Raw genomic sequence first — 26,867 nt, forward strand, 5'->3', positions numbered from 1 at the left:
TCAATCCAGGACGAAGCAGGTTTTCGTTTCCTCGGCCTGGATAGCGGCCTTGGTCAGTTTCTCCACCAGCGTGGTCTCGGCCTGCTGCTGCTCAACCTTGATGGTGTCGATCAGCGGCAGATATTTGTTCCCAAGCTTTGCCTCGCTTTCGAATGCCTTCTGCAAACGTTGATGAAAGGGCTCCGCGAGTTCGCTGAACTGTTCGCCATGATGGGTGCGCAAAAAGTTGACCCAGAACTCACGTCGACACAAATCCGCCGTCCGTTCAGAGGACAGATTTGCAGCGACCACCCGGTTGTACGCCGCGTCCAGGTCGTCGGTTGTCACGCCCGCAATCGAGGCATAACGCATATGCCTGGGTTGACCCATAAGATCGAGTCTTTCGGCCAGCCCGGTACGGAAAGCCAGCTCCACCTCGGTCGGCTCGAGGATGATCTTGGCTTTAGCCTTGGACTGGATATGTTCTCGAGCGATCCTGGCGATGTAATCCTGATTGAACTGGCTTCTCCCCAACCTCAACAACTGGGCCACCTCGTCGTGGGTATTGGCTGATTGCCGAACCATGCTGTCGAGTTCGACGGCGAGTTCGAGGTTGCTGAAGATCAACGCGGCAGAATCACCACAGCTGGATTTCTCAGCCATGACCAGCAGTCGTTCACACAGAGCCGGATCAGCCTGGGCGGCCTCAATCACACTCCAGACCCGGCGAGTCAAGTCTTCGCGTACATAGCGACTATCCGCCGAGCCTCCCACTTCTGCCAACAGACCGAAGAAACCCGCCGAATCGGGTTCGTTTTTCAGCGCCTGCCATGCGCGGTTGCGACTGGCATAGTTTTCTTCATAGGACTTTGCCATCCACAGCTCACGAGCCTTCAGCTCATCGATCACCGCGGTGTCATTGTCGAGATATCCCATGCCTTGGCCAGTCCTGTCTCGATAGGCTTGCAGCTTCGTCTGGCTGGCCTCGGACAATGGATTAAGACGCAGATTCACCACCTCGGCGAATTGTGCGGGGGCCTCGAACAGCCAGTCCGGCAACTCGCGGATCTGGTTCCCGCGCAGATTCACCATGTCCAGATAGGGCAAGCGGTTCAGCCCCAAAGGGAGCTCGGTGGCGTGAGTATTGCTCAACCCCAGAGAATGCAAACTGAACAGTTTGCGGATATCAGGCGTTGCACCGAGCCGATTGTCGGATAGGGACAACATGCGCAGCTCAGTCATGTCAGCGAGTTTGCGCAACGTGTGTTCTGTCAGGGTTATCTGATTGCGGTCCAGGCTCAATCGCTGCAGGTTGGGCATGTGCGAGAGCGCTTCCGGTAATCGCGTGAGTTTGTTTCCATCCAGTTCCAGATGGACAAGGCCTTTAAACGGTTTGAGGAAATACGCCAGCTCATCGCCCGCCTCCATGTCTTTGAGGTAGAGGCTACGGACATGGGCAACATCCTGCTCGGTCAGCGTCGGCAACGGACCTGCCGGGTTTCGCTCCAGCTTGAGTGTGGTAGGCGACTGATATCCCAAACGAACCGGTGGCGTTATCCGGCGCCAGCAGTTTTCGATGGCATCGGCCACTTGACGACGGCTCACCCGGATATCGCCAAGCTGTCCCGACAGCTTTGCCATGTCCACTTCATTGTCGCGCCACACATGCAGCACTTGGCGCAACGTCTTGAGCTGCTGCTCGAGCGCCTTGATCCGATTGGCTCGTAACGTATGAGTACTGCCAGCTTCATCCAGAAAGGTTGAAGCCTGAGCGTCGGTGAACAACGGATAGAGCTTTCTGACTTTACGAATCAGGCCTCTTGAGTGCGAACCTGAACCGGAGGGGTCAGACAGAGCACACGAAGAGAGGTGCTCTGCTACTTCGCGGCGCTGGTTATCCAGCATTCGCCGGGTGCGTACCTGATCGCGGGTGGCCGCCGCCAACAACCTTGAGCGCAGCGTGGAGACATCCACTGTTTCCACTTCAGTGAATCCCATTCGGGTGCGCTGGGCTTGAGGCAACGCATGATAGATCGACTCGACCCGCTGTTTGTTTGTCGTGGTCGTCAGCGCCGAGCCATCGCGTTGAGTGACCTGATAGCCATCGGCTGTTTTGACGATCACTCCCTTCAGCGCTGCATCCTCCTTTCCTACGCTGTCCAGTAGAGTGCCAGTCTCTGACCCATCACGTACTTCGAGGCGAAAACCTTCATCCCAGCCTTGAACCTGATCCATCAACCTCAGCGACAGATTCTCGGTATCGGCATTGGCCAGTTGTGGCAGGTGCAGTCCCATCAGCGCACGGTCCTGCCTTATCGTTGCGCCTGCCTCCCGGGCCTGCCGAGCCAGATCGAGCCCGGGGATCTTGCGGTCACGCAGCAAAATTCGGTCTCGGGCCGACGCGTTATCCAAAAGCTCTTGTCCCACCCGGACAGGCAGATCAGGGAACTGTTCGCGCAGCGTCGCAACATCGCCGATGGCGGGTCCATCGTGTTTTTTGTAGAGCCAGTCGAGTAACGGCTGACGATCGCTCTTGAGATGGCTGGCAATTGCCTTTGCCAACAACACTGATTTCGATTGCGTCGTCTCGCTGCCTATCATTGCTTCGACTTCTTTCGGGTAGAGGCCTTTGATGACGGTATCGAGCAACTCTCCCGCCTCAAGTTGCTCCTGGCAGACCTGCACACCATTGACCATGTCATCCGTTGGCGCCGTTTCCGGAAAACGCGAGAGGACAACCTCGTCTTCATCGATCAACTCAATAAAACGCTCAGCAGGCCAGCCGGGAAGTTTCGGCAGCACCTGCAATTGCTCCTGCACATAGTTCGTGTTGGCGGTCTCTTCGCGCTCCATTGCCGTGATCAGTGCCGTTATTTTGCGGTCAAGCCTGACCCGTTCGACACAATCGTTGAGCCGTTGCGGTAGCTTCAGGTGACTTTCATGCAAGGCATGCAGTTTGGCGGGCGACATGTCTGTGATATCGGCAATTACCGACAATTCACTGCCCAGGTCGTTCAGGCGTGGATCCGTCCGTTCCAATGCGTAAGCACTATCAGGCCATTCGTGCGTATGCTCGTAAACATGTCGCCAACCGCCCTCCACTGTTCGCTCAATGGCGGGCTTGAACGTGTCTGGGTGCATTGGATGATTGATCTTCCATGGCTGCCCCGCAGCCTCGCGAGAGACCCGAAAAATGGCACCATCCATCTTGATTGAAGACAACTCGCCTTGCTTGTAGACGCCCTCAGAATCAGGTTCCACATCGGCGTCCAATGGAGAGATCTGCCGATAGGGCTTGAGGTCGTTTTTCCATAGCCGCGCTTTGCCGTCATTGCGGGTCACAGCCTCGAAACCGTCGAAAAATGCAGCCTGCTCTTTCACTGTTTTACGAAGGGCGGTCGCAATAACCTTGCCGCCCGCCGCAAAAGCAGCCATCTGCGCGACGCTTTCGACGACGCTCAGTAAATGGGAAAGCGCTTCGGCACGCTCGTCGTGCGCCCAGTCCCGCACACCTTCATACACTTCGTCGAGTATTTCGACGACCGCAACCGACAGCATCAACTGACCAACCACCGGTACAAAAAAGGAGGCGGCGTTCAACATCAAAAGCCCGCCATTGAGCAGTGCCTGGATAGTTTTTTCTCGCTGTTGCGCATCGACGTCCGCACTCGGAACGGCGAGAGTTTTCGCATACTTCTGGGTTTTGCTGAGGAAGGCGCTGAAAAAGAAATCGCCCAGACAGGTGTCGGCGGGCATGGCGATTAGCGTGCCCAGCGTCTTGGTCTTGTCAAAAACAGTGAAAAAATCGCTCTTGTCATGGCCTGGAAGGTATTGCTCGACGAAAACCCGTTTATAGCCAGTGCTTTTCAGGTGAAGGGCCAGATAAGTCTTGAAGGCATCTAGAGACTCGTATTCGTACAACGGTCGTCGAGGCTCATTCGGCATGTAAACCACGCACTTGGCCGTCGGTGCCGTGTCGATGGATTCCTTGGTAAACACCAACGCCCCACAAATGCAGGCGTCATGAATCATCAAGCCTTGCCAGATCACCGGGCCGCCATCAAACACAGCGTCTTGGGTTTTTTCTGCCGGGACATCCTGCTCGATGACATTCAGCAACATCGTGTAAACGGCAGGGCTGATGTCCTGCTTCAAATGGGCAATATGAGCGGCAACCTTCATATCCAGCAGCTTCAACTGGCGGATGTCAGCCGTGGACGCTGGAACATCGGCAGCTGAATCGCCCTTGGGTTTGTCTGGAACGGCCAAGACCTTTTGGATGTGAGCTTGATAAAGGGCACCACAGTCGAGCTCTCGACAGAGCTTGGCGAATTTCGCGGGGGTTATTTCAGGGTCTGAACTCCGTACCCCGTTGATTTTGATGAATGATTTCGAAGGGATTCCAGCGCTTTTTGTCTCTTGCTCTGTGAAGTTCTCCATGGCGGCGTGAAGCAGGCTGCGAGACGTATTGGTGCTGCCCGTCTCGTAGCCAACAGGCACCAGTCCTATCGAAGAAACCACTGTTTCGACGATCTCCAGTGTGTCCTGTTCGACATCGATGTCGAGTTTCCACTTTTCCTTGAGTTTGCTCGTCAGCGCCTGCTTGCAGAACTCGTCCATCGGTTTGAGTTGCCCGAGTAACTCTGCGGCTTTGGCGTAAGTAAGACGGGACTGTGCAAGATCTGAATTGAGCGCTTGCGACGCCGTCAGGCTCGCATTCGCCAACCACTGCGGTATGGACGCTTGCAGAGCTTCGGCCTTGGCCAGCTCACCCGTATGTTTCAGTAAAACTTCGAGACGTTGAACCGATGTCACAGTGTTGACTGGCGGTGTTGTTGCTGGAGTAGTCAGCATGAGCAATATCCTTATTGCATTTGGGTTCTATCAGCCTACGGTCTGTCATTGGCAATTAAAAATTCGAATACCGGATCAGATCCGGGGGCATCCAAGCAACTACTCCTATGGATCCCAGCAATATTTACCGCCACTGTGTTAACGGCTTATGCCATGCCCTCGTCCTCCTCAATGGCCCGCTTATAACCCATCGATCTAAAACTACGAGCACCCAGCCGGGTCAGTTTCTGAGTGCCCGCCGTTTTGGCGCGGTACCGATTGACCCTCCCCAACGGAAAAACCGGTAAGGAATTTATGTGCGGATTAGCTGGCGAGTTACGTTTTGATCATCAACCTGCAGACCTTGCAGCCGTAGAACGAATCACCCATCACCTGGCCCCTCGCGGCCCTGACGCTTGGGGTTTTCATAGCCAGGGACCGATTGCCCTGGGCCATCGGCGCCTGAAAATCATGGACCTCTCGGACGGCTCGGCGCAGCCGATGATCGACCCGCAATTGGGTTTGTCCCTGGCCTTCAACGGCGCGATCTACAACTTCCCGGAACTGCGCACCGAGCTTGAAAACCTCGGTTACGCCTTCTATTCCGGTGGCGACACCGAAGTGCTGCTCAAGGGTTATCACGCGTGGGGCGAAGCCTTGCTGCCCAAGCTCAACGGCATGTTTGCCTTTGCCATTTGGGAACGTGATGCCCAGCGTCTGTTCATCGCCCGCGACCGCCTCGGCGTGAAGCCGCTGTACCTGTCGCGCACCGGCCAGCGCTTGCGCTTTGCCTCGGCATTGCCAGCGCTGCTCAAGGGCGGCGACATCAACCCGATCCTCGATCCGGTGGCGCTCAATCACTACCTGAATTTCCACGCCGTGGTCCCGGCGCCACGCACCTTGCTGGCGGGCATCGAAAAACTGCCACCGGCGACCTGGATGCGTGTTGAAGCCGATGGCAGCACCGAACAGAAAACCTGGTGGACCCTGCCCTATGGCCCACATGACGATGAGAAAAACCTGACACTCGAAGACTGGCGCGATCGTGTGCTCGACAGCACTCGCGACGCTGTTGCCATCCGCCAACGCGCGGCGGTCGATGTCGGTGTGCTGTTGTCGGGCGGTGTCGATTCAAGCTTGCTTGTCGGTTTGTTGCGCGAAGTGGGCGTGGAAGACCTGTCGACCTTTTCCATCGGTTTCCAGGATGCCGGCGGCGAGCGCGGTGACGAATTCCAGTATTCGGACCTGATCGCCCGGCACTACGGCACGCAGCATCATCAACTGCGTATCGACGAGAAAGAGATCATCGAGCAATTGCCCGCTGCGTTCCGCGCCATGAGCGAACCGATGGTCAGCCACGACTGCATCGCGTTCTATTTGCTGTCGCGGGAAGTGGCCAAGCATTGCAAGGTTGTCCAAAGCGGCCAGGGTGCCGACGAGCTGTTCGCCGGTTATCACTGGTACCCGCAAGTGGACGGCGCCAGCGACCCGTATGCCGCGTATCGCGAAGCGTTTTTTGACCGCAGCTACGACGACTACGCCGCCACCGTGCAGCCGAAATGGCTGACCGCCAATGACGCCGCCGGCGACTTCGTGAAGGAACATTTCGCACAACCTGGCGCCAATGCTGCGGTAGACAAGGCCTTGCGCCTGGACAGCACGGTGATGCTGGTAGACGACCCGGTCAAACGCGTCGACAACATGACCATGGCCTGGGGCCTGGAGGCGCGCACGCCGTTTCTCGACTATCGCCTGGTTGAATTGTCAGCTCGCGTGCCGGGCCAGTTCAAACTTCCGGACGGTGGCAAACAGGTGTTGAAAGAAGCCGCACGGCTGGTGATCCCGAGCGAAGTGATCGACCGCAAGAAAGGTTACTTCCCGGTGCCGGGCCTCAAGCATTTGCAAGGCGACACACTGGACTGGGTACGCGAACTGTTGCTGGATCCAAGCCAGGATCGCGGCCTGTTCAACCCCGCCATGCTCGACCGCTTGCTGACCGACCCACAAGGTCAATTGACGCCCTTGCGCGGCTCGAAGCTGTGGCAACTGGCTGCGCTGAACCTGTGGCTCAGCGAACAAGGAATCTGATCGATGAAACCTCATGCTACGGCCATCAGCCAACGCTTGTTGCGCGGTCAGGCGCCCTCTTATGAACGCTTGCAGGCACGTCTGGCCGAAGATCGCTGTGAACTCGGCGCCGCTCCGATTGCTGTGCACTGCGGCTGGGGCCGGTTACTGATCGGCCATACCTTCGCCGATGCTGCGAGCCTTGCCGCGGAGTTGCTCAATGAGCAACCCGGCGAGCGGGATATCGCCCTGTATGTCGCCGCTCCCCAGCAAGTGCTGGGGCTGGAACCGACGCAGCTGTTTCTCGATCCGTCCGACACGTTGCGTTTGTGGTTCAGCGATTACCGTCAGGCGACCCGTGTGTTTCGTGGTTTTCGCATTCGTCGCGCACAAAGCGAGGCCGACTGGCAGGCGGTCAATCAGTTGTATCAGGCCCGCAGCATGCTGCCGATCGATGCCACGCTGCTGACGCCGCGTCACTTGGGCGGCCCGGTGTATTGGCTGGCGGAGGACGAGGACAGCGGCGCGATTATCGGCAGTGTCATGGGACTCAATCATCACAAGGCGTTCAACGATCCGGAACACGGCAGCAGCCTGTGGTGCCTGGCGGTTGATCCGCAATGCTCCCGGCCGGGTGTCGGTGAAGTGCTGGTGCGGCACCTGATCGAGCACTTCATGAGTCGCGGGCTCGCCTATCTCGATTTGTCGGTGCTGCATGACAATCGCCAGGCGAAAAACCTCTACAGCAAACTGGGATTTCGCAACCTCTCGACGTTCGCCATCAAGCGCAAGAACGGCATCAATCAGCCGCTGTTCCTCGGGCCTGGCCCTGAAGCCGAGTTCAATCCTTACGCGCGGATCATCGTCGAGGAAGCGCACCGGCGCGGCATCGATGTACAGGTCGATGACGCCGACGCCGGGATGTTCACCCTCAGTCACGGCGGGCGCCGGGTGCGTTGTCGCGAGTCCCTCAGCGACCTGACCAGCGCCATCAGCATGACGCTGTGTCAGGACAAAAGCCTGACCCACAAAGTGCTCAAGGCGGCCGGGCTGAACTTGCCGTGCCAACAACTGGCCGGCAACGCTGACGACAATCTGGCCTTTCTCGACGAGCACCAGCGGGTGGTGGTCAAGCCGCTGGATGGCGAACAGGGCCAAGGCGTGGCGGTGGATTTGCGGACCATTGAAGAGGTGCAGCAAGCCATCGAGAGCGCCCGCCGCTTCGACAACCGCGTATTGCTCGAAAGCTTCCACGAAGGCCTCGACCTGCGCATTCTGGTGATCGGCTTCCAAGTGGTCGCCGCCGCCATTCGCCGGCCGGCCGAAGTGGTGGGCGACGGTCAGCATGCCGTTGGTGCGCTGATCGAAGCCCAGAGTCGACGTCGACAAGCGGCCACCGACGGTGAAAGCAAGATCCCGCTGGATCATGAAACCCAGCGCACTTTGCAGTCCGCCGGGTATGACTACAACAGCATTTTGCCGGCCGGTGAGCATCTGTTCGTGCGGCGTACGGCGAACCTGCATACCGGCGGTATTCTCGAAGACGTTACCGCGATCCTGCACCCGACATTGGTGGACGCCGCCGTGCGGGCCGCCCGGGCACTGGACATTCCCATGGTCGGTCTCGACCTGATGGTGTCGGCTGCCGATCAAGCGGAGTACGTGTTTATCGAAGCCAACGAACGCGCCGGGCTGGCCAACCATGAACCGCAACCGACGGCGGAGCGCTTTGTGGATTTGTTGTTTCCGCACAGTCAGCCGGTGGTCTCTTAGTTTTGTGGTGCCTGGACTGGCCCCTTCGCTGGCAAGCCAGCTCCTGCATTCGAATGCGCACGCCTGTAGGAGCTGGCTTGCCAGCGAAAGCGGCCTGACAGGCAAAAAAAATCCCCTCATCGAAACCATCGATGGCCTCACCTCATCAGGAGTTTCCATGACTAGCAAAATTCCCGAACCCGATCTCGGTTACCTGCAAAAAGTCCTGCTGGAAATGCTCGCCATTCCCAGCCCGACCGGTTTCACCGACACCATCGTGCGCTACGTCGCCGAACGCCTTGAGGAACTCGGCATTCCCTTCGAGATGACCCGGCGCGGCACGATCCGCGCCACGCTCAAAGGCAAAAAAAACAGCCCGGACCGCGCCGTCTCCGCGCACCTGGACACCATCGGCGCGGCCGTGCGTGCGGTAAAGGACAACGGACGCCTGACCCTCGCACCGGTCGGCTGCTGGTCCAGCCGTTTTGCCGAGGGCAGCCGCGTCAGCCTGTTCACCGACAACGGCGTGATCCGCGGCAGCGTGTTGCCGCTGATGGCTTCCGGGCATGCGTTCAATACCGCCGTCGATGAAATGCCGATCAGTTGGGACCACATCGAATTGCGCCTGGATGCCTATTGCGCCACACGCGCCGATTGCGAATCCCTGGGCATCAGCGTGGGCGATTTCGTCGCCTTCGACCCGCTGCCGGAGTTCACCGAAAGCGGCCACATCAGTGCCCGTCACCTTGACGACAAGGCCGGCGTGGCCGCGTTGCTGGCGGCGCTCAAGGCCATCGTCGACAGCGGCGAAGAACTGATGATCGACTGTCACCCGCTGTTCACCATCACCGAAGAAACCGGCAGTGGCGCAGCAGCGGCGTTGCCTTGGGATGTCAGCGAATTCGTCGGCATCGACATCGCGCCGGTCGCCCCCGGCCAACACTCCAGCGAACATGCCGTGAGCGTGGCGATGCAGGATTCCGGCGGACCTTATGACTATCACCTGTCCCGGCATTTGTTACGCCTGGCCAGTGACAACGAATTGCCGGCGCGGCGCGACCTGTTCCGCTATTACTTCAGCGATGCCCACTCGGCGGTCACCGCCGGCCACGACATTCGCACCGCCCTGCTCGCCTTCGGCTGCGATGCCACCCACGGCTACGAACGCACCCACATCGACAGCCTCGCCGCGCTGAGCCGATTGCTCGGTGCCTACATCCTCAGCCCGCCGGTGTTCGCCAGCGATGCGCAACCGGCCAAGGGTTCACTGGACCGTTTCAGTCATCAGCTCGAACATGAGACCCAGATGGAAAGCGATACGCGGGTGCCGTCGGTGGACAGTCTGGTGGGACAGCGCTCGCAGAGCTGATCCGGGACCTTGATTGCAGGTAAACCGCTATCGCGAGCAGGCTCGCTCCCACAGTTGATCGCCTTCCCCTGTGGGAGCGAGCCTGCTCGCGATAGCGTCAGCCCAGGCAACACAAAATCCCGGGCTGGCTGTCCTCGCCCAATCGCCGTAGCATCGCGCCATTGATTGAAACCGAGGTGCCTATGCTGATCCCCCACGACCAACTTGAAGTCGATACCCTGACCCGCCTGATCGAAGATTTCGTGACCCGCGACGGTACCGACAATGGCGATGACACCCCGCTGGAAACCCGTGTCCTGCGCGTGCGTCAGGCCTTGACCAAGGGGCAGGCACTGATCGTGTTCGATCCGGAAAGCGAGCAATGCCAATTGATGCTCAAGCACGATGTGCCCAAGCATCTGTTTGACTGAGTCCTTCAGCTGCCCTTCTTTTTCGCCACTTTGGTCTGGATGCGTTCGTAGACCTCCGCTCGGTGTACAGCAACGTCTTGAGGTGCTTCGACGCCAAAGCGGATGTTGTTTCCGTTGATCGCAAGAACGCGCACGGAAATGTTGTTACCGATGGAAATTGTTTCGCCCACAACGCGGCTGAGTACGAGCATGAGGTCTGTCCTTCAAGGGTTACCGGCCCTTGAAGATGCCCCGCTGGCTGCACGCCTACAATGCAGTGGCGGTAAATCAGTCTCGCCCTACAACGCAGACCTGCTCTGCTGACGGAAAGGTCTGACAGGTTCGTTTGAGAGTCGGAAATTTCTGTCAGGACGCGGAGAATCGCGGGCCAAACAGGATGATGCTCGCACCGATCACACACAGCGCGACGCCAATCCAGTCCGAGCCCAGCGGACGAATCCGCTCGACCACCGCCAGCCAGCCGATCGAGGCAATGATGTAGATGCCGCCGTAAGCGGCGTAGGCGCGCCCGGCGTAGGTCGCTTCGATGCGGGTCAGCAGCAGCGCGAACAGCGTCAGGCTGATGAGGGCCGGCACCACCCACCAGGCACTTTTGCCCTGACGCAGCCACATCCAGAAGGCAAAGCACCCGGCAATTTCGAACAGCGCGGCAAGAAAAAACCACAGGTAATTGAGCATGCACGTGTCTCGCGAGGATGGCCGATGGCGGCCACCCTAACGACCGCGCTGCACAGGGGCAAGGTCAGCTTGCGGTTTGCTTGGCCTTGGCGCGCATTTTGTCGGCCATGACGGTCATTTCGTTGTAGAGCAACTGCGGGTTCTTCTGCTTGATCGCCCAGGCCATACGGCCCTGTTCGTGAGGCAGGATCATGAACTCGCCGGCAGCAACCTGCTGATAGATGTAGTCGGCGATGTCGGCAGCGCTGATCGGTGAGCTTTCCAGCAACTTGCCGACCTGAGCCTTCATGGCCGGAGTCGGGCCGCGGAAGGAGTCCAGCAGGTTGGTCTGGAAAAACGACGGGCACACCACGTGTACGCCGACTTCCTGGTGTGCCAGTTCGATCAGCAGGCTTTCCGACAACGCGACGACGCCGGCCTTGGCCACGTTGTAGTTGCTCATTGCCGGGCCTTGCATCAGCGCGGCCATCGAGGCGATGTTGATGATTTTGCCTTTGCTCTTTTCCAGCAATGGCAGGAAGGCCTTGCAGCCCTTGACCACCCCCATCAGGTTGATCGCGATCTGCCAGTCCCAGTCCTCAAGCGACAGCTCATTGAAAAACCCGCCTGAGGCCACGCCCGCGTTGTTGACGATGACATCGATCCCGCCGAGTTTGACTTCGCAGGCCTGGGCGAACGCGGTCAACTGGCTGTAGTCGCGAACGTCGCAACGCTGGATAAAACCATCCCCGCCGGCTTCACGCACCAGTTTGAGGGTTTCCTGCAAGCCAGGCTCGCTGACGTCAGACAAGGCCAGTTGCCAGCCTTCACGCGCCCAGCGCAGCGCGATTTCGCGACCCAGGCCAGAGCCCGCACCAGTGATCATCATGCGATTTTGCATAGCTAACAGCCTTGTTGTGTCCGGGAAGATGCACCGAGTGTAGCGAAGGATATGTCCCGACCCACGCTCCATCAGATTGCTGAATGGCCCAGGCAAACCGTGGAAGCGACCGAACCAACTAGCTCAACAAAAACCGAAATAAGGACATGTCCGAAATACTTTAAAAAACTTGGAATTTTCTTGCCGTGGCAACAGTCGGATTTTTTAAGCAGCTCGAATTTATGTCATTCCCGCTGGCTGGTATTGGCATGGTCAATCCACAAACCTATCCACAAGGAAACAGACATGGGCACCATACTTATCATCATTCTGATCCTGCTTCTGATCGGTGGTTTACCGGTCTTCCCACACTCCAGAAGTTGGGGTTATGGTCCGTCCGGTATCATCGGCGTAGTGTTGGTAGTGCTGTTGATCCTGCTCTTGCTCGGCAGAATATGACGTTTTTAAAAACAAAAAAAAGAGGCTCTTGAAGAGCCTCTTTTTTATTGCGTCACACGTTAGTCCGGCGTGCCGTTGACCACACCGGCGGTGTTGTCCAGCAGGCTCTTGGTCGCCGTTTGCAAGAACGCTTCGAGTTTGGTTTTCAACTCGGCCGTGCGCGGTGCATTCGGAATAACCTCGGCACGCGGATTAGCGCCCAGTTCGTACTGGTACATCTTCGGCGCCATGTCCTTGTCCCGCGGCAATACCAGAATCTGGTCGGCGGTAATGATCGCAGTGGTCTGTTCGCTGCCCGAAGGCTTGATCACGCCAAAACCAGGGTCGCCTTCAGGCAGGTTGAGCAGGTCGCGCCCCCAGCACTGATGACGCACTTCACCACCGATGCGGCCCATGATGGTCGGCACGAGGTCAATCTGAGTGCCCACTGTGTGGTTACGCTGGCCGAATTTTTCCTGGATGCCCGGTGCGATCATCAGCATCGGTACGTTGAAGCGGCCCAGGTCCATTTCGGTGATCTGGCGCTCGTTACCAAAACCGTGGTCACCGACGATGACAAACAGGGTTTCCTTGAAGTACGGCTCTTTACGCGCCTTTTCAAAGAACTGGCCCAGCGCCCAGTCCGCATAACGCATGGCGGTCAGGTGTTCGTTCAGACTGCCACGATCGGTGACGCGCTCGACCGGCAACGGTGTCGGCAAGGCGTATGGCGTGTGGTTGGACAGGGTTTGCAGCAAGGCATAGAACGGCTTGCCGTTTTCCCGCGCCTTGAGCTCGACCAGACCACGGTCGAACATGTCCTGGTCAGACACGCCCCAGGTCGGATCCGAGAACACCGGGTTAACGAAATCGTTACGGCCGATGAAGTTGGTCATGCCCTGGCTGCTGAAAAAACCGGACTGGTTGTCCCAGGCGAAATCGCCGTTGTAGACATACACATCGTCATATTGACGGGTACTGAGCAGCTGCGGCAGGCCGGACAGCTTGTGGCTGCCTTCCGGGGTCTGCATCAGGTATTCGAAGCCCGGCAGGTTCGGGAAGCAGGCCATGGTGGCAAACATACCCTGGTGGGTATGGGTACCGTTGGAGAAGAAACGGTCGAACAACAGGCCTTCCTTCGACAGCTTGTCGAGGTACGGCGTGATGTTGCCCGGAGCGCCGAGGGCGCCCACCGAGTGACCGGCCATGCTTTCCATCAGGATCACAACGACGTTCTTGATCGGCAGGGTCTTGTCGGCCGGTGGCGTGTAATCGCGACGGACCGCTGCGATCTCGCCATCCACCAGTTTGTCATCGGCCATCACCAGCATGTCACGTACGATTTGTTGGGCTTGTGGCTGTGGCAGCGTGGCTTTCCAGATATTGTCGCGATCTTCGGACATCCGGCTCTTGGCGGCGGCAACCAGAGAAAGCGTACCGTTGAGACCCAGCTGGTTGGCGAAGTTGGAATCTGTGGTGTAGACGTCACCCCAGCGCATCGGCGGGCCTTGACGCAAGGTGCCACGGGCGGCGACGACGCAAATCAGCAGGCAAACCACGAACACGCCAACGCGTGCATACCACGGCGCTACCTTGCGTGTGCTGATGCTGCCGCCGCTGAACGGGCCGCGAGGACGGGTCGCACGGTCGGCGCCCTTGAACGCCATGCTCAGGATCACGGTGCCCACGGCCCATGCCAGCAGGTAGCGGACCACCGGAAAACCGTACCAGAGCATGCTGGCCACGGTTTTCGGGTCTTCCTTGACGTACTGGAAGACCAGACCGTTCAGGCGCTGGTGGAATTCACGGTAGAAGTCCATCTCCATCAGGCCCAGGAACAACGCGATGCTGGAGACGAGGGTCAGCCAGAAACGAAAGAACCCGCGTGCCGCCATGGCCCGGGCACTGAACAGCGCCAGCAACAACGGAATGCTGAGGTAGACCACCAGGCGCAGATCAAAACGCAGGCCATTGGTGAATGCTTCGAGAAAGGTCGAGGCCGGGGTGTCAAGGATCATCTCGCGGTTGTAGACCAGCAGCGCGACGCGCAGCAGGCTGAACATGACCATCATGACCAGGGCACACAACAGCGTGTAGGCCAGATGCGATTTGACGGTCGGTTGCAGCAGGCGACTAGAAGCTCGCTGCTGATTCAGGGCGTCCGGGATTGCCATGTCGTTTTAGGACCCATTGGAAGTTGAAGTTTCAAAAAAACAGCGGCGCCTTGCCCTCTTATGGCCAGTACCTGGCCCCGGGGATTGCGCGGTGCGCAAATGTTGCACGATCAACGGCAGCATTGCCATTGATAACTACGCTCACTCAAACGCTGAGTAAGAGCTGCCGGGATGCGTGTCACATCCTGAAGAGCGGGGGCGAATTGTCTTGGAGGCTTGGTGAAAATTTCGTTCAACGAATATTCGGATACAAATTAAAGCGCTGTCGCTTGTGAAAACAGAACGCCCCGAACCGGTCGGGGCGTTTCACAAGCCTGTTCAGCGCAATGGCACCGTTACTTCTCGGCGCGTTCCTTGAGGGCTTTCAACGTATTGAACGGTGCATCCACCACGAACTTGTTGGCCACCATCGACGGCACGTTACCACCCGGTTCGGTGTGTACCTGATAGGTCACTTCGATCTGATCGCCCTTGGGCACGAACTTCCAGAAACCGTCGACTTTGACGACACGGACGAAACCTTTTTCCTCGGGAATGTACTTCGGCACGCCTTCGAGTTTGCGGGTCAGGCTTCCATCGGCACCTTCGATGGTGGTGATGTGCAACACCGAATCACGGGCAGTGACTGGCCACGGCGTGTTGAACTGGGTGTAGGTCCAGCTCTGGTCACCTTCGTGCTTGAGCAACTTCTGGGTTTTGCATTCGTGAATCCAGGCGCAGGCGCCCGCTACGTCTTCCTGCAACGCACGCAGTTTGGCCATGGAGGTCTTCATCAGTGTGACGCCCTGGTAGGCCTTGTAGTCGGAGCCGGCCACTTCACTCAGGGACACCTTGATGCCGTCTTCGTTTTTGGCGACTTTCCAGTCCTCGGCCTGTGCAACCGACGTGACCAGCACGGCCGTCAAACCACACAAAACAGCAATACGATGCAGCGAACCCATAGTCTTATTCCTTATTGTTGAAGTTCCGTCCGTTGAACACATCACGCAGCCGTCATTTGCTCCCACCAGCCGATCAGCCTGATGGCCTCTTCGCTGCTGCTTCCGCACACTTCGGGGTCGGCTTCAAAGGCCGAACACACCGCGGGCCGTTCCGGTTGCCCAAAAATATTGCACAGGTTCCCGGCCGACAACTGCAGGCAGCGTTCACCTGCGGCTTTGCCATTGGGCATTCCGGGAATCGGTGAACTGATGGAAGGGGCAATGCAACAAGCACCACAGCCCTCACGGCATTTCATGACGACAAGCTCCTCGCGACGAGCGATATGTTAAAGGACGCGGCACAGAGTACCCCCTAAAACAGTTGTTTAAAATTACCCGCCGGCGGGTTTTTCAGCGCAAACGGGCGTGACCGGCCAGTCTCCGACAAAGCGTCTGGTCTGAGGCTCACGGATTGGGAGGCGTTACTGTTTGAATTCGAACTCCAGCAACGCACCATCAACCTCACGGCGCTCTTCATTGCGCAACTGCAACTGCATTTCATTGTTGAGCAACTTTCCGTTGAGCTGGAATGGGCTGTTTTTGTCACCGAACATCTCAGGCAACAACGGTTCACGCGGGGACAGCGGCACAGTACCCACCGGTTTCAGCGCCTGGACCATGTCCCGGGGTAGTCTCAAATCCAGGTGAGCGGATGGAATCCTGGTTTTCGCCACTTCACTGGCCGATTTCGATTTGTGGGCAATGGGAGCACGACTTTTTACCATCTCAGCGCGCTTTTCGGCAGGTTCCGCTGTTTTCACGGGGGTATCGGTCGTCTCTTGTGTCTGCGAACTGCCGTTGGACGACTCGTCCTGCGCGGAAGCGGCAATGGCGGGTGCTGGCTGAACGCTCACTGACAAGCAGATCAACAACCAGGCGGCAGGAAAAGTCGGTTTCATGGACCCAACGGTGCAAACGGCAGAGACGTCTATGCTCGCCTGTTGCAACGGACAAGACAAGCGCGGTCAATGACCGCGCATTTCAGGTCACAGACCGCCAGCCGTCTCCTGGCAGAGCTGGGTGGCCAGCATGCCCAAGGTCATCAGGGCGCGCTCCGCTTCGCGGTTCCACGGGATGCCGCAGTTCAGGCGGATGCAATGATTGAATTGCTCGGTGTTACTGAAAATCAGTCCTGGCGCAATACTGATGCCCTGCTGCAATGCCCGCACGTGCAATTCCTGGGTATTGACCCGTCCCGGCAAACTGACCCACAGAATGAAACCGCCGGTCGGCCGTGTCATCTGCGTGCCTTCCGGGAAGTGCTGCTGCACCGCCAGTTGAAACGCGCTGAGATTTTTACGGTACTCCTGGCGGATGAAACGCAGATGCCGGTCGTACCCGCCATTCTCCAGATACGCCGCAATGCCCATTTGCGTGACACTGCACGCCGAATGGGTGCTGAATGTCTGCAAGCGCTGGATTTCCTGCTGATACTTGCCAGCGATCATCCAGCCGATCCGCACCCCCGGCGACAGGGTTTTGGAGAAGCTCGAGCAATAAATCACCCGGTCCAGCCGATCATAGGCCTTGAGCGATTTGGTGCGCCCCTGCTCGAACATCAGTTCGCCGTAAATGTCGTCCTCGACAATCTGGATATCGAAGTCCGACGCCAGGCGCAGCAGTTGCTTCTGCCGCTCCTCGGGCATGGTGCCCCCCAATGGATTGCTCAGGCGCGTGGTCAGCACCAGCGCTTTGATCGACCACTGGTTGGCGGCCAGTTGCAGGGCTTCGAGACTCATGCCGGTGGACGGGTCGCTGGGGATCTCGATGACCTTCAGACCCAGCAGATCCGCCAGTTGCAGCAAGCCGTAATAGGTGGGTGATTCGGCGGCAATCAAGTCGCCCGGACGGGTCAAGACTCGCAGGGACATCTGCAAGGCATCCACGCAACCGTGGGTGATCACCACTTCCGACGGATCGACCACCACGCCGGCATCGCGCATGCGGATTGCCACTTGTCGACGCAAGGGTTCGAACCCAGGGCTGAACATGTAGCTGAACGCGCGCGGGCTGTGGAAACGGGTGACTTTGGCTAATTGCTGATGCAGGGCTCGCACCGGTAAATAGTCGACACTCGGCACAGCAGCGCCTAATGGGAAAACGCCTTCACGACGGGATTCGACCAGGACTTGCTGAATGATGCTGCTGCGGGTGACCAGGCCCGGGCGCTCGACCCGGGCGATATCCGGCGTGGGCGCCGTCAAGGCCGGCGTCTGGTGCACGTAGTAACCCGACTGCGGCCGGGCACGGATCAACCCTTGATCTTCGAGATTGGCGTACGCCTGCAACACCGTTGCATGGCTGACATTGAGCTGCGAGCTCATCTTGCGCACAGAAGGCACGCGCTCTCCCGGTTGATAGACCCCACGGCGGATGTCTTCGGCCAGTTGCTGAGCAATACGTTGGTAGAGCAAGAGATTGGTCATGACGCAGCACTCGATTTCACGGGCATTTTATTCTTGTGTGAAACATTACCGGAACAGTTTAGAAGTGTACTGGGACAGTTGCCACAATAGTCGACCATACAGTGCATTGTCAGCAAAAACTGTACTGTTTTGTGAGTGGATCGGCAGGCGTAAAAAACCCGGCACTGCAGGACAGGCCGGGCTATAGAAGCTGTCGAGTGAAACGCGGCTGCGATCTGTCCAGGCCCACTTGAGTATCAAGCGCAAGATCAAAAGATCGCAGGCTCCGCCCGCTCCTACCTGGCGGCGCCGAGCTGGCCTTTTTCGTCGGAGAACACCATTTCAACCCGACGGTTCTGCGCCCTTCCCCGCTCGGAGGCATTCACCTCTACCGGGTATTCATCGCCATAGCCTTCGACTTGAATGCGTTTGTCATCGATACCCAGATCAATCAGCACATCGGCGACCGATTGCGCACGGTCCCGGGACAGCTTGAGGTTTTCCTGCTTGCCGCCGGTACTGTCGGTATAGCCTTCGATGCGCACGACGCGCTTGGGATTGAGTTGCAGGAACTGCACGATCTTCAACACCACGCGATTGGCCGAAGTTTTCAGTTCCGCCTCACCGGTGTCGAACAGCATGTCGCCCAACGTCATCACCAGGCCTCGGTCAGTCTGGGCCGTGGTCAAGGCGAGAATCTGCTCTTCGAGCCATTTTCCCTGCTGCTGCACGCTGAACAGTTTGGATTCGCGCAAGGCCAATTGCAGCCGCTGGCGTTCCAGCTCGAGCTTCGCTGCACGCTCCTCGTTGAGCACCTGATTGGTGTGCTCCCTGGCAATTTCGCTGTAGCGCTGGCTCAGATACGCGTAGTGCACAACATCCGTGCCGCTGCCCCAGTAACTGGACAAGCGATCGGCGCGGGCCAGGGATTCACCGGCACGAATCACATCCTTGGGAGCGATACGCAGCACATTGGAATCTTCCTTGACCTTCTGGAAGTCGGTACTGGCGTGCTGTATTGCGACCTCGCTGCGCTGACCTGCGCAGCCATAAAGACTCGCACAACCCGCCAGCATCAAACCGAAGAGCGCTTTGTTCTTGAGGCTCATTGGGCATCTCCCAACTGCTTGCGCAGGCGGGTGATGCGGGTGTCTAGCACGTGCAACTGCTCCTCGCTCTTGAGCGTCAGCACTTTGGCTTCGGCCAGGCGCGCATCAAGCTCGGCCTGCTCCGCGCGCATGCGCGCATTTTTGAAGGAATCGTCGGCCATGCTGCCTTTGGCGCGGTTGTACTTGTCTTCGGCCAGTTTCATTTCCGGCACATCGTCGGCATTGGCGCCTACGGCCTTGGCTTGTTCAAGTGCCTGCTCAGTCAGGCGCATTTGTTCATTCGGCGCCGGATCGGCTGCACAACCCGCCAGAGCCAAAAGGGCCAGGGCAGCAAAAAGAGGTCGAATACTCACTAAAAATCCCTACTGTTTTGGGGTACTGACGGGTTGCAGCGGCGCTTGCTTCTGTTGCGCGGTCCAGCGCTCGATATTGCGTTGCAGCATGGCCTCCGTCAGTCCGGACGCGGGCAATTCTGTCATCTTTTTGGCCAGCTGTCCGCGCAACCACGGATCGTTGCAGGCGGAGTTATGGGAAACCGCCAGGTACAGGCCCGGCTTGTCGACAGGTTGCAGGCGAGCGACCAGGTCGTTGGCCATGCCCAATGTCTGCGCCATCGCCATACCCGAGTAGCGCCCGGCCAGGACGAATTCCACCTCACTCAAAAGCAGTTTCTGAAAGGCTTGGGTCAGGTTGGCTGTACGGACGAGGGTCAATTGCTGCTCGGCGAAAGTGGCAAATCCCGAGGTCAATCGAGACTTTTCCGACACGGCACCGGAATGACCGTGCAGATCCTGTGCCTCGTTGTAGACCAGCGCGGAATCCTTGCGGGTCCAGACCAGGTAATCGTTTTCCAGCAGAGGGGGATGAATGTAGTCCAGCGTTTCCAGTTCTTTAACCGTCAACGGCGCGTCCGCCAGCATGTCCATGCGCCCGCTGCGCACTTCGTCCAGAGCCTGGGAGCGTTTGCCGGCGTAAAGCAATTCGACCTTGATTCCCAACTCCCCCGCCACGTGCCGCAACAAATCAGCACTGGCACCGATCAGGTGCCTGGGGTTTTGTGGGTCTTGCCACAGATACGGTGGCGCATCAGGGCTGCCGGTCACCACCAGGCGCTCGCACTTTCCCGCGGCAAACGAAAGCGCCGGTAATAGCGCCAATCCCAGCAAACTCCAGACAAAACGCAGATCCATGGCAATACACTCCTCTCAATCCCGCTTATGCCATCTACGAAAAAACTGCAAAAAAAAACCCGACCAAAAGGTCGGGCTCTTTATAAGTGAAGCAGCCGGTTTAGACCAGCTTCTCCAGCTCAGGGATAGCTTCGAACAGGTCTGCCACCAGGCCGTAATCGGCCACCTGGAAGATCGGCGCTTCTTCGTCCTTGTTGATCGCGACGATCACTTTGGAGTCTTTCATGCCGGCCAGGTGCTGGATCGCGCCGGAAATACCGACGGCGATGTACAGCTGAGGAGCAACGATCTTGCCGGTCTGACCGACCTGCATGTCGTTCGGTACGAAACCTGCGTCGACCGCGGCGCGGGAAGCACCAACGGCAGCGCCCAGCTTGTCGGCCAAGGCGTACAGGTGTTTGAAGTTGTCGCCGTTCTGCATGCCGCGGCCGCCGGAAACGACGATCTTGGCAGCGGTCAGTTCCGGACGATCGGACTTGGCCAGTTCTTCGCCAACGAAGCTGGAGATGCCAGCGTCGTGGGCAGCGCCAACCGCTTCAACGGCAGCGGAGCCGCCTTCAGCTGCAACCGGGTCGAAACCGGTAGCACGCACGGTGATGACTTTGACTGCTGCGTTCGACTGAACGGTAGCGATGGCGTTACCGGCGTAGATCGGACGCTTGAAAGTGTCAGCGCTTTCTACCGAGATGATCTCGGAGATCTGATCAACGTCCAGTGCAGCGGCAACGCGCGGCAGGATGTTTTTGCCGTTGGAAGTAGCGGCAGCCAGGATATGGCTGTAGCCCTTGCCCAACTCTGCCACCAGAGGAGCGACGTTTTCCGGCAGCTGGTGCGCGTAGGCGGCGTTGTCAGCTACCAATACTTTGCTCACGCCAGCGATTTTTGCAGCGGCTTCAGCCACGGCACCAACACCCTGGCCAGCGACCAGAACGTGGATGTCGCCACCGATTTTGGCGGCAGCAGCAACGGTGTTCAGGGTGGCAGGCGCCACAACCTTGTTGTCGTGCTCAGCGATTACCAAGATAGTCATGATTAGATTACCTTCGCTTCGTTTTTCAGTTTCTCGACCAGTTCAGCCACCGACTTGACCTTGATACCCGCGCTGCGTGCAGCAGGCGCTTCGACTTTCACGGTCTTGTTGGTGGAGGCGGTGGAAACGCCCAAAGCGTCCGGAGTCAGCACTTCGAGAGGCTTCTTCTTGGCTTTCATGATGTTTGGCAGAGACGCGTAGCGCGGCTCGTTCAAACGCAGATCGGTGGTGACGATGGCCGGCAGCTTCAGGGAAACTGTCTGCGCGCCGCCGTCGACTTCCCGGGTAACAGCAACGCTGTCGCCGCTGATTTCGACTTTCGAAGCGAACGTGCCCTGACCGTAGCCGCTCAATGCTGCGAGCATCTGGCCAGTCTGGTTGTTGTCGCTGTCGATGGCTTGCTTGCCAAGGATCACCAGCTGAGGCTGTTCCTTGTCGACAACAGCTTTCAACAGTTTGGCAACGGCCAGGGAAGTCAGATCTTCGGCGGATTCGACGAGGATGGCGCGGTCGGCACCCAGAGCCAGCGCGGTGCGCAGTTGCTCTTGAGCGGTGGACGGGCCAACGGAGACGACGACGATTTCAGTCGCAACACCTTTTTCTTTCAGGCGTACGGCTTCTTCAACGGCGATCTCGCAGAACGGGTTCATCGACATCTTGACGTTGGCAAGATCGACGCCGGAATTGTCCGCCTTGACGCGAACTTTCACGTTGTAATCCACAACGCGTTTGACAGCTACAAGAACCTTCATGGATTCCTCGTTACTCTCCGGTGAAAAGAAAGTCGCCTAGGCGAACCTGGCGGTTGATGCTCATCGGGCGCAAGGGCACCTCCAAAAACGCCGGCAAAGGTGTCAAGTGACCATCGCTCATGATGTGGATGACCATTCGTCAGTCGTGACCGACGAGTCATTCAATACCGCGGCGTGTAAACTGCGCGCCAAAGCTGCGCTGCACATCACTATCTACTGCCATCGCCCTGTCTTTAGAGGTGCTCTTGAAGCCACCAGTCAGCCTACGGCGAGCGCAAAACCGACCGTATCTTGACCGGAACGCCTATTCCGGTCAATACGCCAAAATAGCCGTTCATAAGGCGCGTGACTTTGATTTCTCTGGGCTTGAGCCAATTCAAACAAACGTTTGTATTGGACGCTGGGAGTGGTGTAGATATAATGCGCCACCCAGAGAGAAAGGTGGTCAATCGTTTGTCCGCTTTCGGCATCACGCCGGGATTCATGGATGCGACACCAAACTCCAATTAGAAAAAAAACTGTTGAGCCTTGAGTAGGAGATAACCTGTGGAACGCGAATACATGGAATTCGACGTGGTCATCGTCGGTGCCGGCCCCGCTGGTCTTTCCGCTGCCTGCCGCTTGAAGCAGAAGGCTGCTGAAGCCGGTAAGGAAATCAGCGTCTGCGTGGTCGAAAAAGGCTCCGAAGTCGGTGCTCACATTCTGTCCGGTGCCGTGTTTGAACCACGCGCCCTGAACGAACTGTTCCCGGACTGGAAAGAACTCGGCGCGCCGTTGAACACGCCGGTTACCCGCGACGACATCTTCGTGCTCAAGAACGCCGAAAGCGCGCAGAAAGTGCCTGACTTCTTTGTGCCCAAGACCATGCACAACGAAGGCAACTACATCATCTCCCTGGGCAACCTGTGCCGCTGGCTGGCCCAGCAGGCCGAGAACCTGGGCGTGGAAATCTACCCGGGCTTCGCCGCTCAGGAAGCGCTGATCGACGAAAACGGCGTGGTTCGCGGGATCATCACCGGTGATCTTGGCGTTGACCGCGAAGGTCACCCGAAAGAAGGCTTGTACACCCCTGGCATGGAACTGCGTGGCAAGTACACGCTGTTCGCCGAAGGTTGCCGTGGCCACATCGGCAAGCAGCTGATCAAGCGCTTCAACCTGGACACTGACGCTGACGCCCAGCATTACGGCATCGGCCTGAAAGAAATCTGGGAAGTCGACCCGGCCAAGCATCAGCCAGGCCTGGTAGTGCACACCGCCGGTTGGCCGATGGACATCATGGGCACCGAGAACACCGGCGGCTCGTTCCTCTATCACCTGGAAAACAACCAGGTTGTAGTCGGCCTGATCGTCGACCTGTCCTACAGCAACACCTACCTGTCGCCGTTCGACGAGTTCCAGCGCCTCAAGCATCACCCGGTGCTCAAGCAGCACCTGGAAGGCGGCAAGCGCATCAGCTACGGCGCTCGCGCGATCTGCAAGGGCGGCCTGAACTCGCTGCCGAAGATGGTCTTCAAGGGCGGCGCGCTGATCGGTTGCGACCTCGGCACCCTGAACTTCGCCAAGATCAAAGGCAGCCACACCGCGATGAAGTCCGGCATGCTCGCCGCTGAATCGGTGGCTGATGCACTGTTCGCCGACAAGGACGGCAGCGAAGAACTGACCACTTACGTGGAAGCGTTCAAGAACAGCTGGCTGCACGAAGAACTGTTCGCCAGCCGTAACTTCGGCCCGGCGATCCACAAGTTCGGCGCCATCGTCGGTGGTGGTTTCAACTGGCTCGACCAGAACATATTCGGCGGCAAACTGCCGTTCACCCTGCACGACAACAAGCCGGACTACGCCTGCCTCAAGCTCGCGGCCGACTGCAAGAAGATTGACTACCCGAAACCGGACGGCAAGATCAGCTTCGACAAATTGAGCTCGGTGTTCATCTCGGGTACCAACCACGAAGAAGAACAGCCGTGCCACCTGAAGCTGACCGATCCAAGCATCCCGATCAGCAAGAACCTGCCCCTGTACGATGAGCCTGCTCAGCGTTACTGCCCGGCTGGCGTGTACGAAGTGATCACCAAGGAAGACGGCGAGAAGCGCTTCCAGATCAACGCCCAGAACTGCGTTCACTGCAAGACCTGCGACATCAAGGATCCTGCTCAGAACATCACTTGGGTGACGCCGGAAGGCGCTGGCGGCCCGACTTACCCGAACATGTAAGCCGAACCGCGAACATCAAGGCTCCCGAAATGGGGGCCTTTTTGTTGCCTGCGATTTAGCGGATATTCGCGTTCCCTGCAGGCATTGGCGAACGCCGCGATCGTCTAATAACTTCAGTTACCCGAAGCAAAATCCCGCAACACCGCCCCATCCATCCGATACCGAACCCACTCTTCCTGTGGCTGCGCGCCCAACGATTTGTAGAAATCGATGGCCGGTGTATTCCACTCCAGCACACTCCACTCAAACCGCCCGCAATCATTGGCGCAGGCAATTTTTGCCAGATGACGCAGCAGGGTTTTGCCTGCACCACCGCCGCGCTGTTCCGGGGTGATGTAAAGGTCCTCGAGGTACAAGCAGTTGCTACCCAGCCATGTCGAATAGCTGAAGAAGAACACCGCGAAACCGATCGGCAAACCGTCGCGTAAGCAGATCAGGCCATGGGCCGTGGCGCCTTCGCTGAACAGGCTGCGTTCGATGTCGGTGACGCTGGCGATGACTTCATGACGGGCACGTTCGTAGTCGGCCAGTTCAGTGATGAACGCGAGGATTTGCGGTGCATCACTGGGAGTCGCCGGGCGGATTTCGATCGTCATGGACGTGCCTTGTCAAAAGTTGAAAACGCCATACTAAGGCGATGCGTGGTTTGTGGCGATAGCGCTTATCTGTCGGGATAGTGCTTATTTGTGGCGAGGGAGCTTGCTCCCGTCGGCTTGCGAAGCAGGCCCCTACTATTCAACCGAGCTCCCAAAAAATGCAGCGTTTTTATTGGGGTCGCTGCGCGTCCCAGCGGGAGCAAGCTCCCTCGCCACAAAAGCTCAAACACCACGCTTACTCCGGCCAACACTAACCCTGGAATCGACAACCTCGGACCTAACATCCCGACCTTGCATGGTTAGATAGACAAGCTGCTCATTTACCCGGTCAAGGAACCGCGCCATGTCGACCGCAACACCTCAAGTTTCACGCAAATTGTTCGGCCTGTTTTGCCTCGCCAGTTACCTGCTCTCGCTGTCCTATGGCTCGACGTTTTTGTTGTCGCTGTTGATCGGTTCGCGCGGCGGTAACGAGCACGATGCGGGCAGTGTGATTTCGGCGGCGATGCTCAGCACGTTTGTGGCGGTGATTGTTTCCGGGCACTTGTCCGATCTGCTTGGTGCTGCGCGTTCAGTGGCGCTGTTCGGTGGGTTGCTGGTAGTCGCCAGTCTGGGTTTCGCATTGACGCCGGGGTTTGGCCATCTGCTGCTGTTTTTCGGATTGTTGCTGGGGGCGGGCTGGGGCGTGTTCTACACCCTCGGGCCGATCATCGTGGCGAGCCTGGTGACGCCAGCCCAGCGCGCCAAATACTTCGCGTTGCTCTCGGGCAGCATGATGACCGGAATCGGTAGCGGACCATTGCTCGGCCGCGCGGCGAGTGCGCTTGGCTATCCGGTGACGGCGGCGTTTTACCTGGCGGCGCTGGCCAGCCTGATCGGCGTTCTGCTGTTCTGGCGGCTGGATCGACAGCTGAAACAGACGCCGACGCCATCGACCAGCGTATCGCGGATTTCCTGGCGTGCGGCGGGCCAGGTGCTGTCGTCCAAGGCCGTATTTGCGATCATCATGGTCGGCCTCGGCGGTTGCGTGTTCGGCGGGCTGTCGAGTTTCCAGACCAGCTATGCAGCGGCGCGCTCCCTCGACTATTCGTTGTTTTTCCTCGGCTTCATGAGCGCAGCGATCAGTGGGCGCATGCTGATTGCGGGTTTCGTGGTCAAACGCGATCCGTTTCGTGCGTCCTGCCTGCTCTCGGGCCTGATGCTGGGTTCGATCCTGATGTTTGGTTTTGTCGTCGACGACGGCCCCAGCTATTTGCTCGCAGCGGTGATGCTCGGGGTCGGTTATGGTCTGACCTATTCGGTGATCAACGGCCTGGCCGCCAACGAAGCGCCGAACGGCACCACCTCGCAATCCCTGTTGCTGTTCAGCCTGTCGTACTTCATCGGCGTGTTTGGCTTTCCGCTGCTGGCAGGAAAGATCATCGTCGAACACGGCATGTCTACACTGCTGCTCACGGTGTTGGTCGTTGCTTTGCTCAACTGGCTGATTACCGTGGGCCGGTTGATCTGGCGTCGGGCAACCATCGCCAAGGGATTGCAACAGGCCTGAGCCGTTCGTCGCTCATTTGGCACCCCTTCAGATCGAGGGTGGACTAATCAGACAGGACCCTCTTCGTTGGAGACGACACCATGAGCCTGTCCAGACTGACCGCCCTCGCCCTCACTGCGTTGTTGTCCTCTGTCGCACTCGCCGGCGCTATCGGCTCCAGCACGGGCCCGACCAACCCGGTAGAAAAACCCAAGGCGCCTGCCATCCAGAGCGCCCCCGGGATGAACACCGACGGCACGGATGTCGACATCAACCTGCCACCCGCCACCGGTACCGATCCACGGATGCAGGGCAACGATGCGGGCCGTCAGGACGGTTTGAATGTGCCGGACAGCACATCGCCCAGCGAGGGTGGACTCGGCTCAAGCACCACTGACAATAAAAAAGGCGGCATGAGCCAATAGCTGCCCAGACTTCAGAAGCCAGGAGAAATCCCATGCCTGCAAGCAGCCGTTGATTGAGGCGTTGCGCAAGGCGGTTTATGAC

General features: G+C 58.3%; 23 protein-coding genes. 8 read left to right on the forward strand and 15 right to left on the reverse strand.

What is annotated here, in order from left to right; translation table 11 throughout:
- A complete protein-coding gene (locus QYH43_RS15190; protein ID WP_301157308.1) occupies positions 1–4,833 on the reverse strand; it encodes an NEL-type E3 ubiquitin ligase domain-containing protein in 4,833 nt (1,610 codons plus the stop codon).
- 294 nt (positions 4,834–5,127) lie between these two features.
- Here QYH43_RS15190 and QYH43_RS15195 point away from each other — a divergent pair, with 294 nt between their 5' ends.
- The 4 genes from QYH43_RS15195 (at position 5,128) to QYH43_RS15210 (ending at position 10,410) form a co-directional block, all read left to right on the forward strand.
- A complete protein-coding gene (locus QYH43_RS15195) occupies positions 5,128–6,900 on the forward strand; it encodes an N-acetylglutaminylglutamine amidotransferase (RefSeq protein WP_301157309.1) in 1,773 nt (590 codons plus the stop codon).
- 3 nt (positions 6,901–6,903) lie between these two features.
- The gene (gene ngg / locus QYH43_RS15200) at positions 6,904–8,652 is read left to right on the forward strand and encodes an N-acetylglutaminylglutamine synthetase (protein ID WP_301157310.1); all 1,749 of its coding nucleotides are present in this window, start codon (positions 6,904–6,906) and stop codon (positions 8,650–8,652) included.
- Positions 8,653–8,809: 157 nt separating this feature from the next.
- Positions 8,810–10,000 (forward strand): osmoprotectant NAGGN system M42 family peptidase, encoded by a 1,191-nt coding sequence (locus tag QYH43_RS15205; RefSeq protein WP_095056645.1) that lies wholly within the window; start codon positions 8,810–8,812, stop codon positions 9,998–10,000.
- 182 nt (positions 10,001–10,182) lie between these two features.
- A complete protein-coding gene (locus QYH43_RS15210) occupies positions 10,183–10,410 on the forward strand; it encodes a YheU family protein (protein WP_003199186.1) in 228 nt (75 codons plus the stop codon).
- Between the two features lie 5 nt (positions 10,411–10,415).
- Here the strand turns inward: QYH43_RS15210 and csrA are convergent, their stop codons facing one another.
- The 3 genes from csrA to QYH43_RS15225 all read right to left on the reverse strand — a co-directional run bounded on the left by csrA (position 10,416) and on the right by QYH43_RS15225 (position 11,968).
- Positions 10,416–10,601: a carbon storage regulator CsrA gene (csrA, locus tag QYH43_RS15215; RefSeq protein ID WP_301157311.1), complete on the reverse strand. Its 186-nt coding sequence runs from the start codon at positions 10,599–10,601 to the stop codon at positions 10,416–10,418.
- Positions 10,602–10,755: 154 nt separating this feature from the next.
- The gene (locus QYH43_RS15220) at positions 10,756–11,088 is read right to left on the reverse strand and encodes a YnfA family protein (RefSeq protein WP_095056643.1); all 333 of its coding nucleotides are present in this window, start codon (positions 11,086–11,088) and stop codon (positions 10,756–10,758) included.
- Positions 11,089–11,152: 64 nt separating this feature from the next.
- Positions 11,153–11,968 carry an SDR family oxidoreductase gene (locus QYH43_RS15225; protein WP_301157312.1) on the reverse strand — a complete coding sequence of 272 codons (816 nt, stop codon included), beginning with the start codon at positions 11,966–11,968 and terminating at the stop codon, positions 11,153–11,155.
- 285 nt (positions 11,969–12,253) lie between these two features.
- Here QYH43_RS15225 and QYH43_RS15230 point away from each other — a divergent pair, with 285 nt between their 5' ends.
- Complete coding sequence (locus tag QYH43_RS15230) at positions 12,254–12,406, forward strand: DUF3309 family protein (RefSeq protein ID WP_007973689.1); 153 nt, start codon at positions 12,254–12,256, stop codon at positions 12,404–12,406.
- 59 nt (positions 12,407–12,465) lie between these two features.
- On the opposite strand, the gene QYH43_RS15235 is transcribed toward QYH43_RS15230, so the two are convergent.
- The 10 genes from QYH43_RS15235 to QYH43_RS15280 form a co-directional block, all read right to left on the reverse strand.
- Positions 12,466–14,559 carry an LTA synthase family protein gene (locus QYH43_RS15235; RefSeq protein ID WP_095152717.1) on the reverse strand — a complete coding sequence of 698 codons (2,094 nt, stop codon included), beginning with the start codon at positions 14,557–14,559 and terminating at the stop codon, positions 12,466–12,468.
- A gap of 335 nt (positions 14,560–14,894) precedes the next feature.
- Positions 14,895–15,500, reverse strand: coding sequence for an START domain-containing protein (locus QYH43_RS15240; protein ID WP_095056640.1), 606 nt, complete (start codon positions 15,498–15,500; stop codon positions 14,895–14,897).
- 41 nt (positions 15,501–15,541) lie between these two features.
- Positions 15,542–15,796 (reverse strand): YkgJ family cysteine cluster protein, encoded by a 255-nt coding sequence (locus QYH43_RS15245; RefSeq protein WP_301157313.1) that lies wholly within the window; start codon positions 15,794–15,796, stop codon positions 15,542–15,544.
- Between the two features lie 165 nt (positions 15,797–15,961).
- Positions 15,962–16,438, reverse strand: coding sequence for a translation initiation factor 2 (locus tag QYH43_RS15250; protein WP_301157314.1), 477 nt, complete (start codon positions 16,436–16,438; stop codon positions 15,962–15,964).
- 87 nt (positions 16,439–16,525) lie between these two features.
- Positions 16,526–17,965, reverse strand: a complete 1,440-nt coding sequence (locus QYH43_RS15255; protein WP_095056637.1) for a PLP-dependent aminotransferase family protein — start codon at positions 17,963–17,965, stop codon at positions 16,526–16,528.
- A gap of 275 nt (positions 17,966–18,240) precedes the next feature.
- Positions 18,241–19,053 carry an OmpA family protein gene (locus tag QYH43_RS15260; RefSeq protein WP_301157315.1) on the reverse strand — a complete coding sequence of 271 codons (813 nt, stop codon included), beginning with the start codon at positions 19,051–19,053 and terminating at the stop codon, positions 18,241–18,243.
- Positions 19,050–19,406, reverse strand: coding sequence for a DUF4398 domain-containing protein (locus QYH43_RS15265; protein WP_095056635.1), 357 nt, complete (start codon positions 19,404–19,406; stop codon positions 19,050–19,052). The genes QYH43_RS15260 and QYH43_RS15265 overlap by 4 nt, the downstream gene beginning before the upstream one ends.
- A gap of 9 nt (positions 19,407–19,415) precedes the next feature.
- Entirely contained in the window at positions 19,416–20,243 is an 828-nt protein-coding gene (locus tag QYH43_RS15270; protein WP_095056634.1) for an ABC transporter substrate-binding protein, read from the reverse strand.
- A 100-nt stretch (positions 20,244–20,343) separates the two neighbouring features.
- Positions 20,344–21,273, reverse strand: coding sequence for an electron transfer flavoprotein subunit alpha/FixB family protein (locus QYH43_RS15275; protein ID WP_057713740.1), 930 nt, complete (start codon positions 21,271–21,273; stop codon positions 20,344–20,346).
- 2 nt (positions 21,274–21,275) lie between these two features.
- Complete coding sequence (locus tag QYH43_RS15280) at positions 21,276–22,025, reverse strand: electron transfer flavoprotein subunit beta/FixA family protein (RefSeq protein WP_007945693.1); 750 nt, start codon at positions 22,023–22,025, stop codon at positions 21,276–21,278.
- Between the two features lie 546 nt (positions 22,026–22,571).
- Between QYH43_RS15280 and QYH43_RS15285 the strand changes: the two genes are divergently transcribed.
- Complete coding sequence (locus QYH43_RS15285; RefSeq protein ID WP_095056633.1) at positions 22,572–24,236, forward strand: electron transfer flavoprotein-ubiquinone oxidoreductase; 1,665 nt, start codon at positions 22,572–22,574, stop codon at positions 24,234–24,236.
- Positions 24,237–24,349: 113 nt separating this feature from the next.
- Here the strand turns inward: QYH43_RS15285 and QYH43_RS15290 are convergent, their stop codons facing one another.
- Positions 24,350–24,832, reverse strand: a complete 483-nt coding sequence (locus QYH43_RS15290) for a GNAT family N-acetyltransferase (protein WP_095056632.1) — start codon at positions 24,830–24,832, stop codon at positions 24,350–24,352.
- A 343-nt stretch (positions 24,833–25,175) separates the two neighbouring features.
- Here QYH43_RS15290 and QYH43_RS15295 point away from each other — a divergent pair, with 343 nt between their 5' ends.
- Positions 25,176–26,381 (forward strand): MFS transporter, encoded by a 1,206-nt coding sequence (locus tag QYH43_RS15295; protein WP_301157316.1) that lies wholly within the window; start codon positions 25,176–25,178, stop codon positions 26,379–26,381.
- A gap of 80 nt (positions 26,382–26,461) precedes the next feature.
- On the forward strand, positions 26,462–26,785 hold the full coding sequence (locus QYH43_RS15300) for a hypothetical protein (protein WP_301157317.1): 324 nt from the start codon (positions 26,462–26,464) through the stop codon (positions 26,783–26,785).
- Positions 26,786–26,867 lie beyond the last annotated feature (82 nt).

Origin of the sequence: Pseudomonas sp. C32 (assembly GCF_030417915.1) — a bacterium.
In the GTDB taxonomy this organism is placed as follows: Bacteria; Pseudomonadota; Gammaproteobacteria; order Pseudomonadales; family Pseudomonadaceae; genus Aquipseudomonas.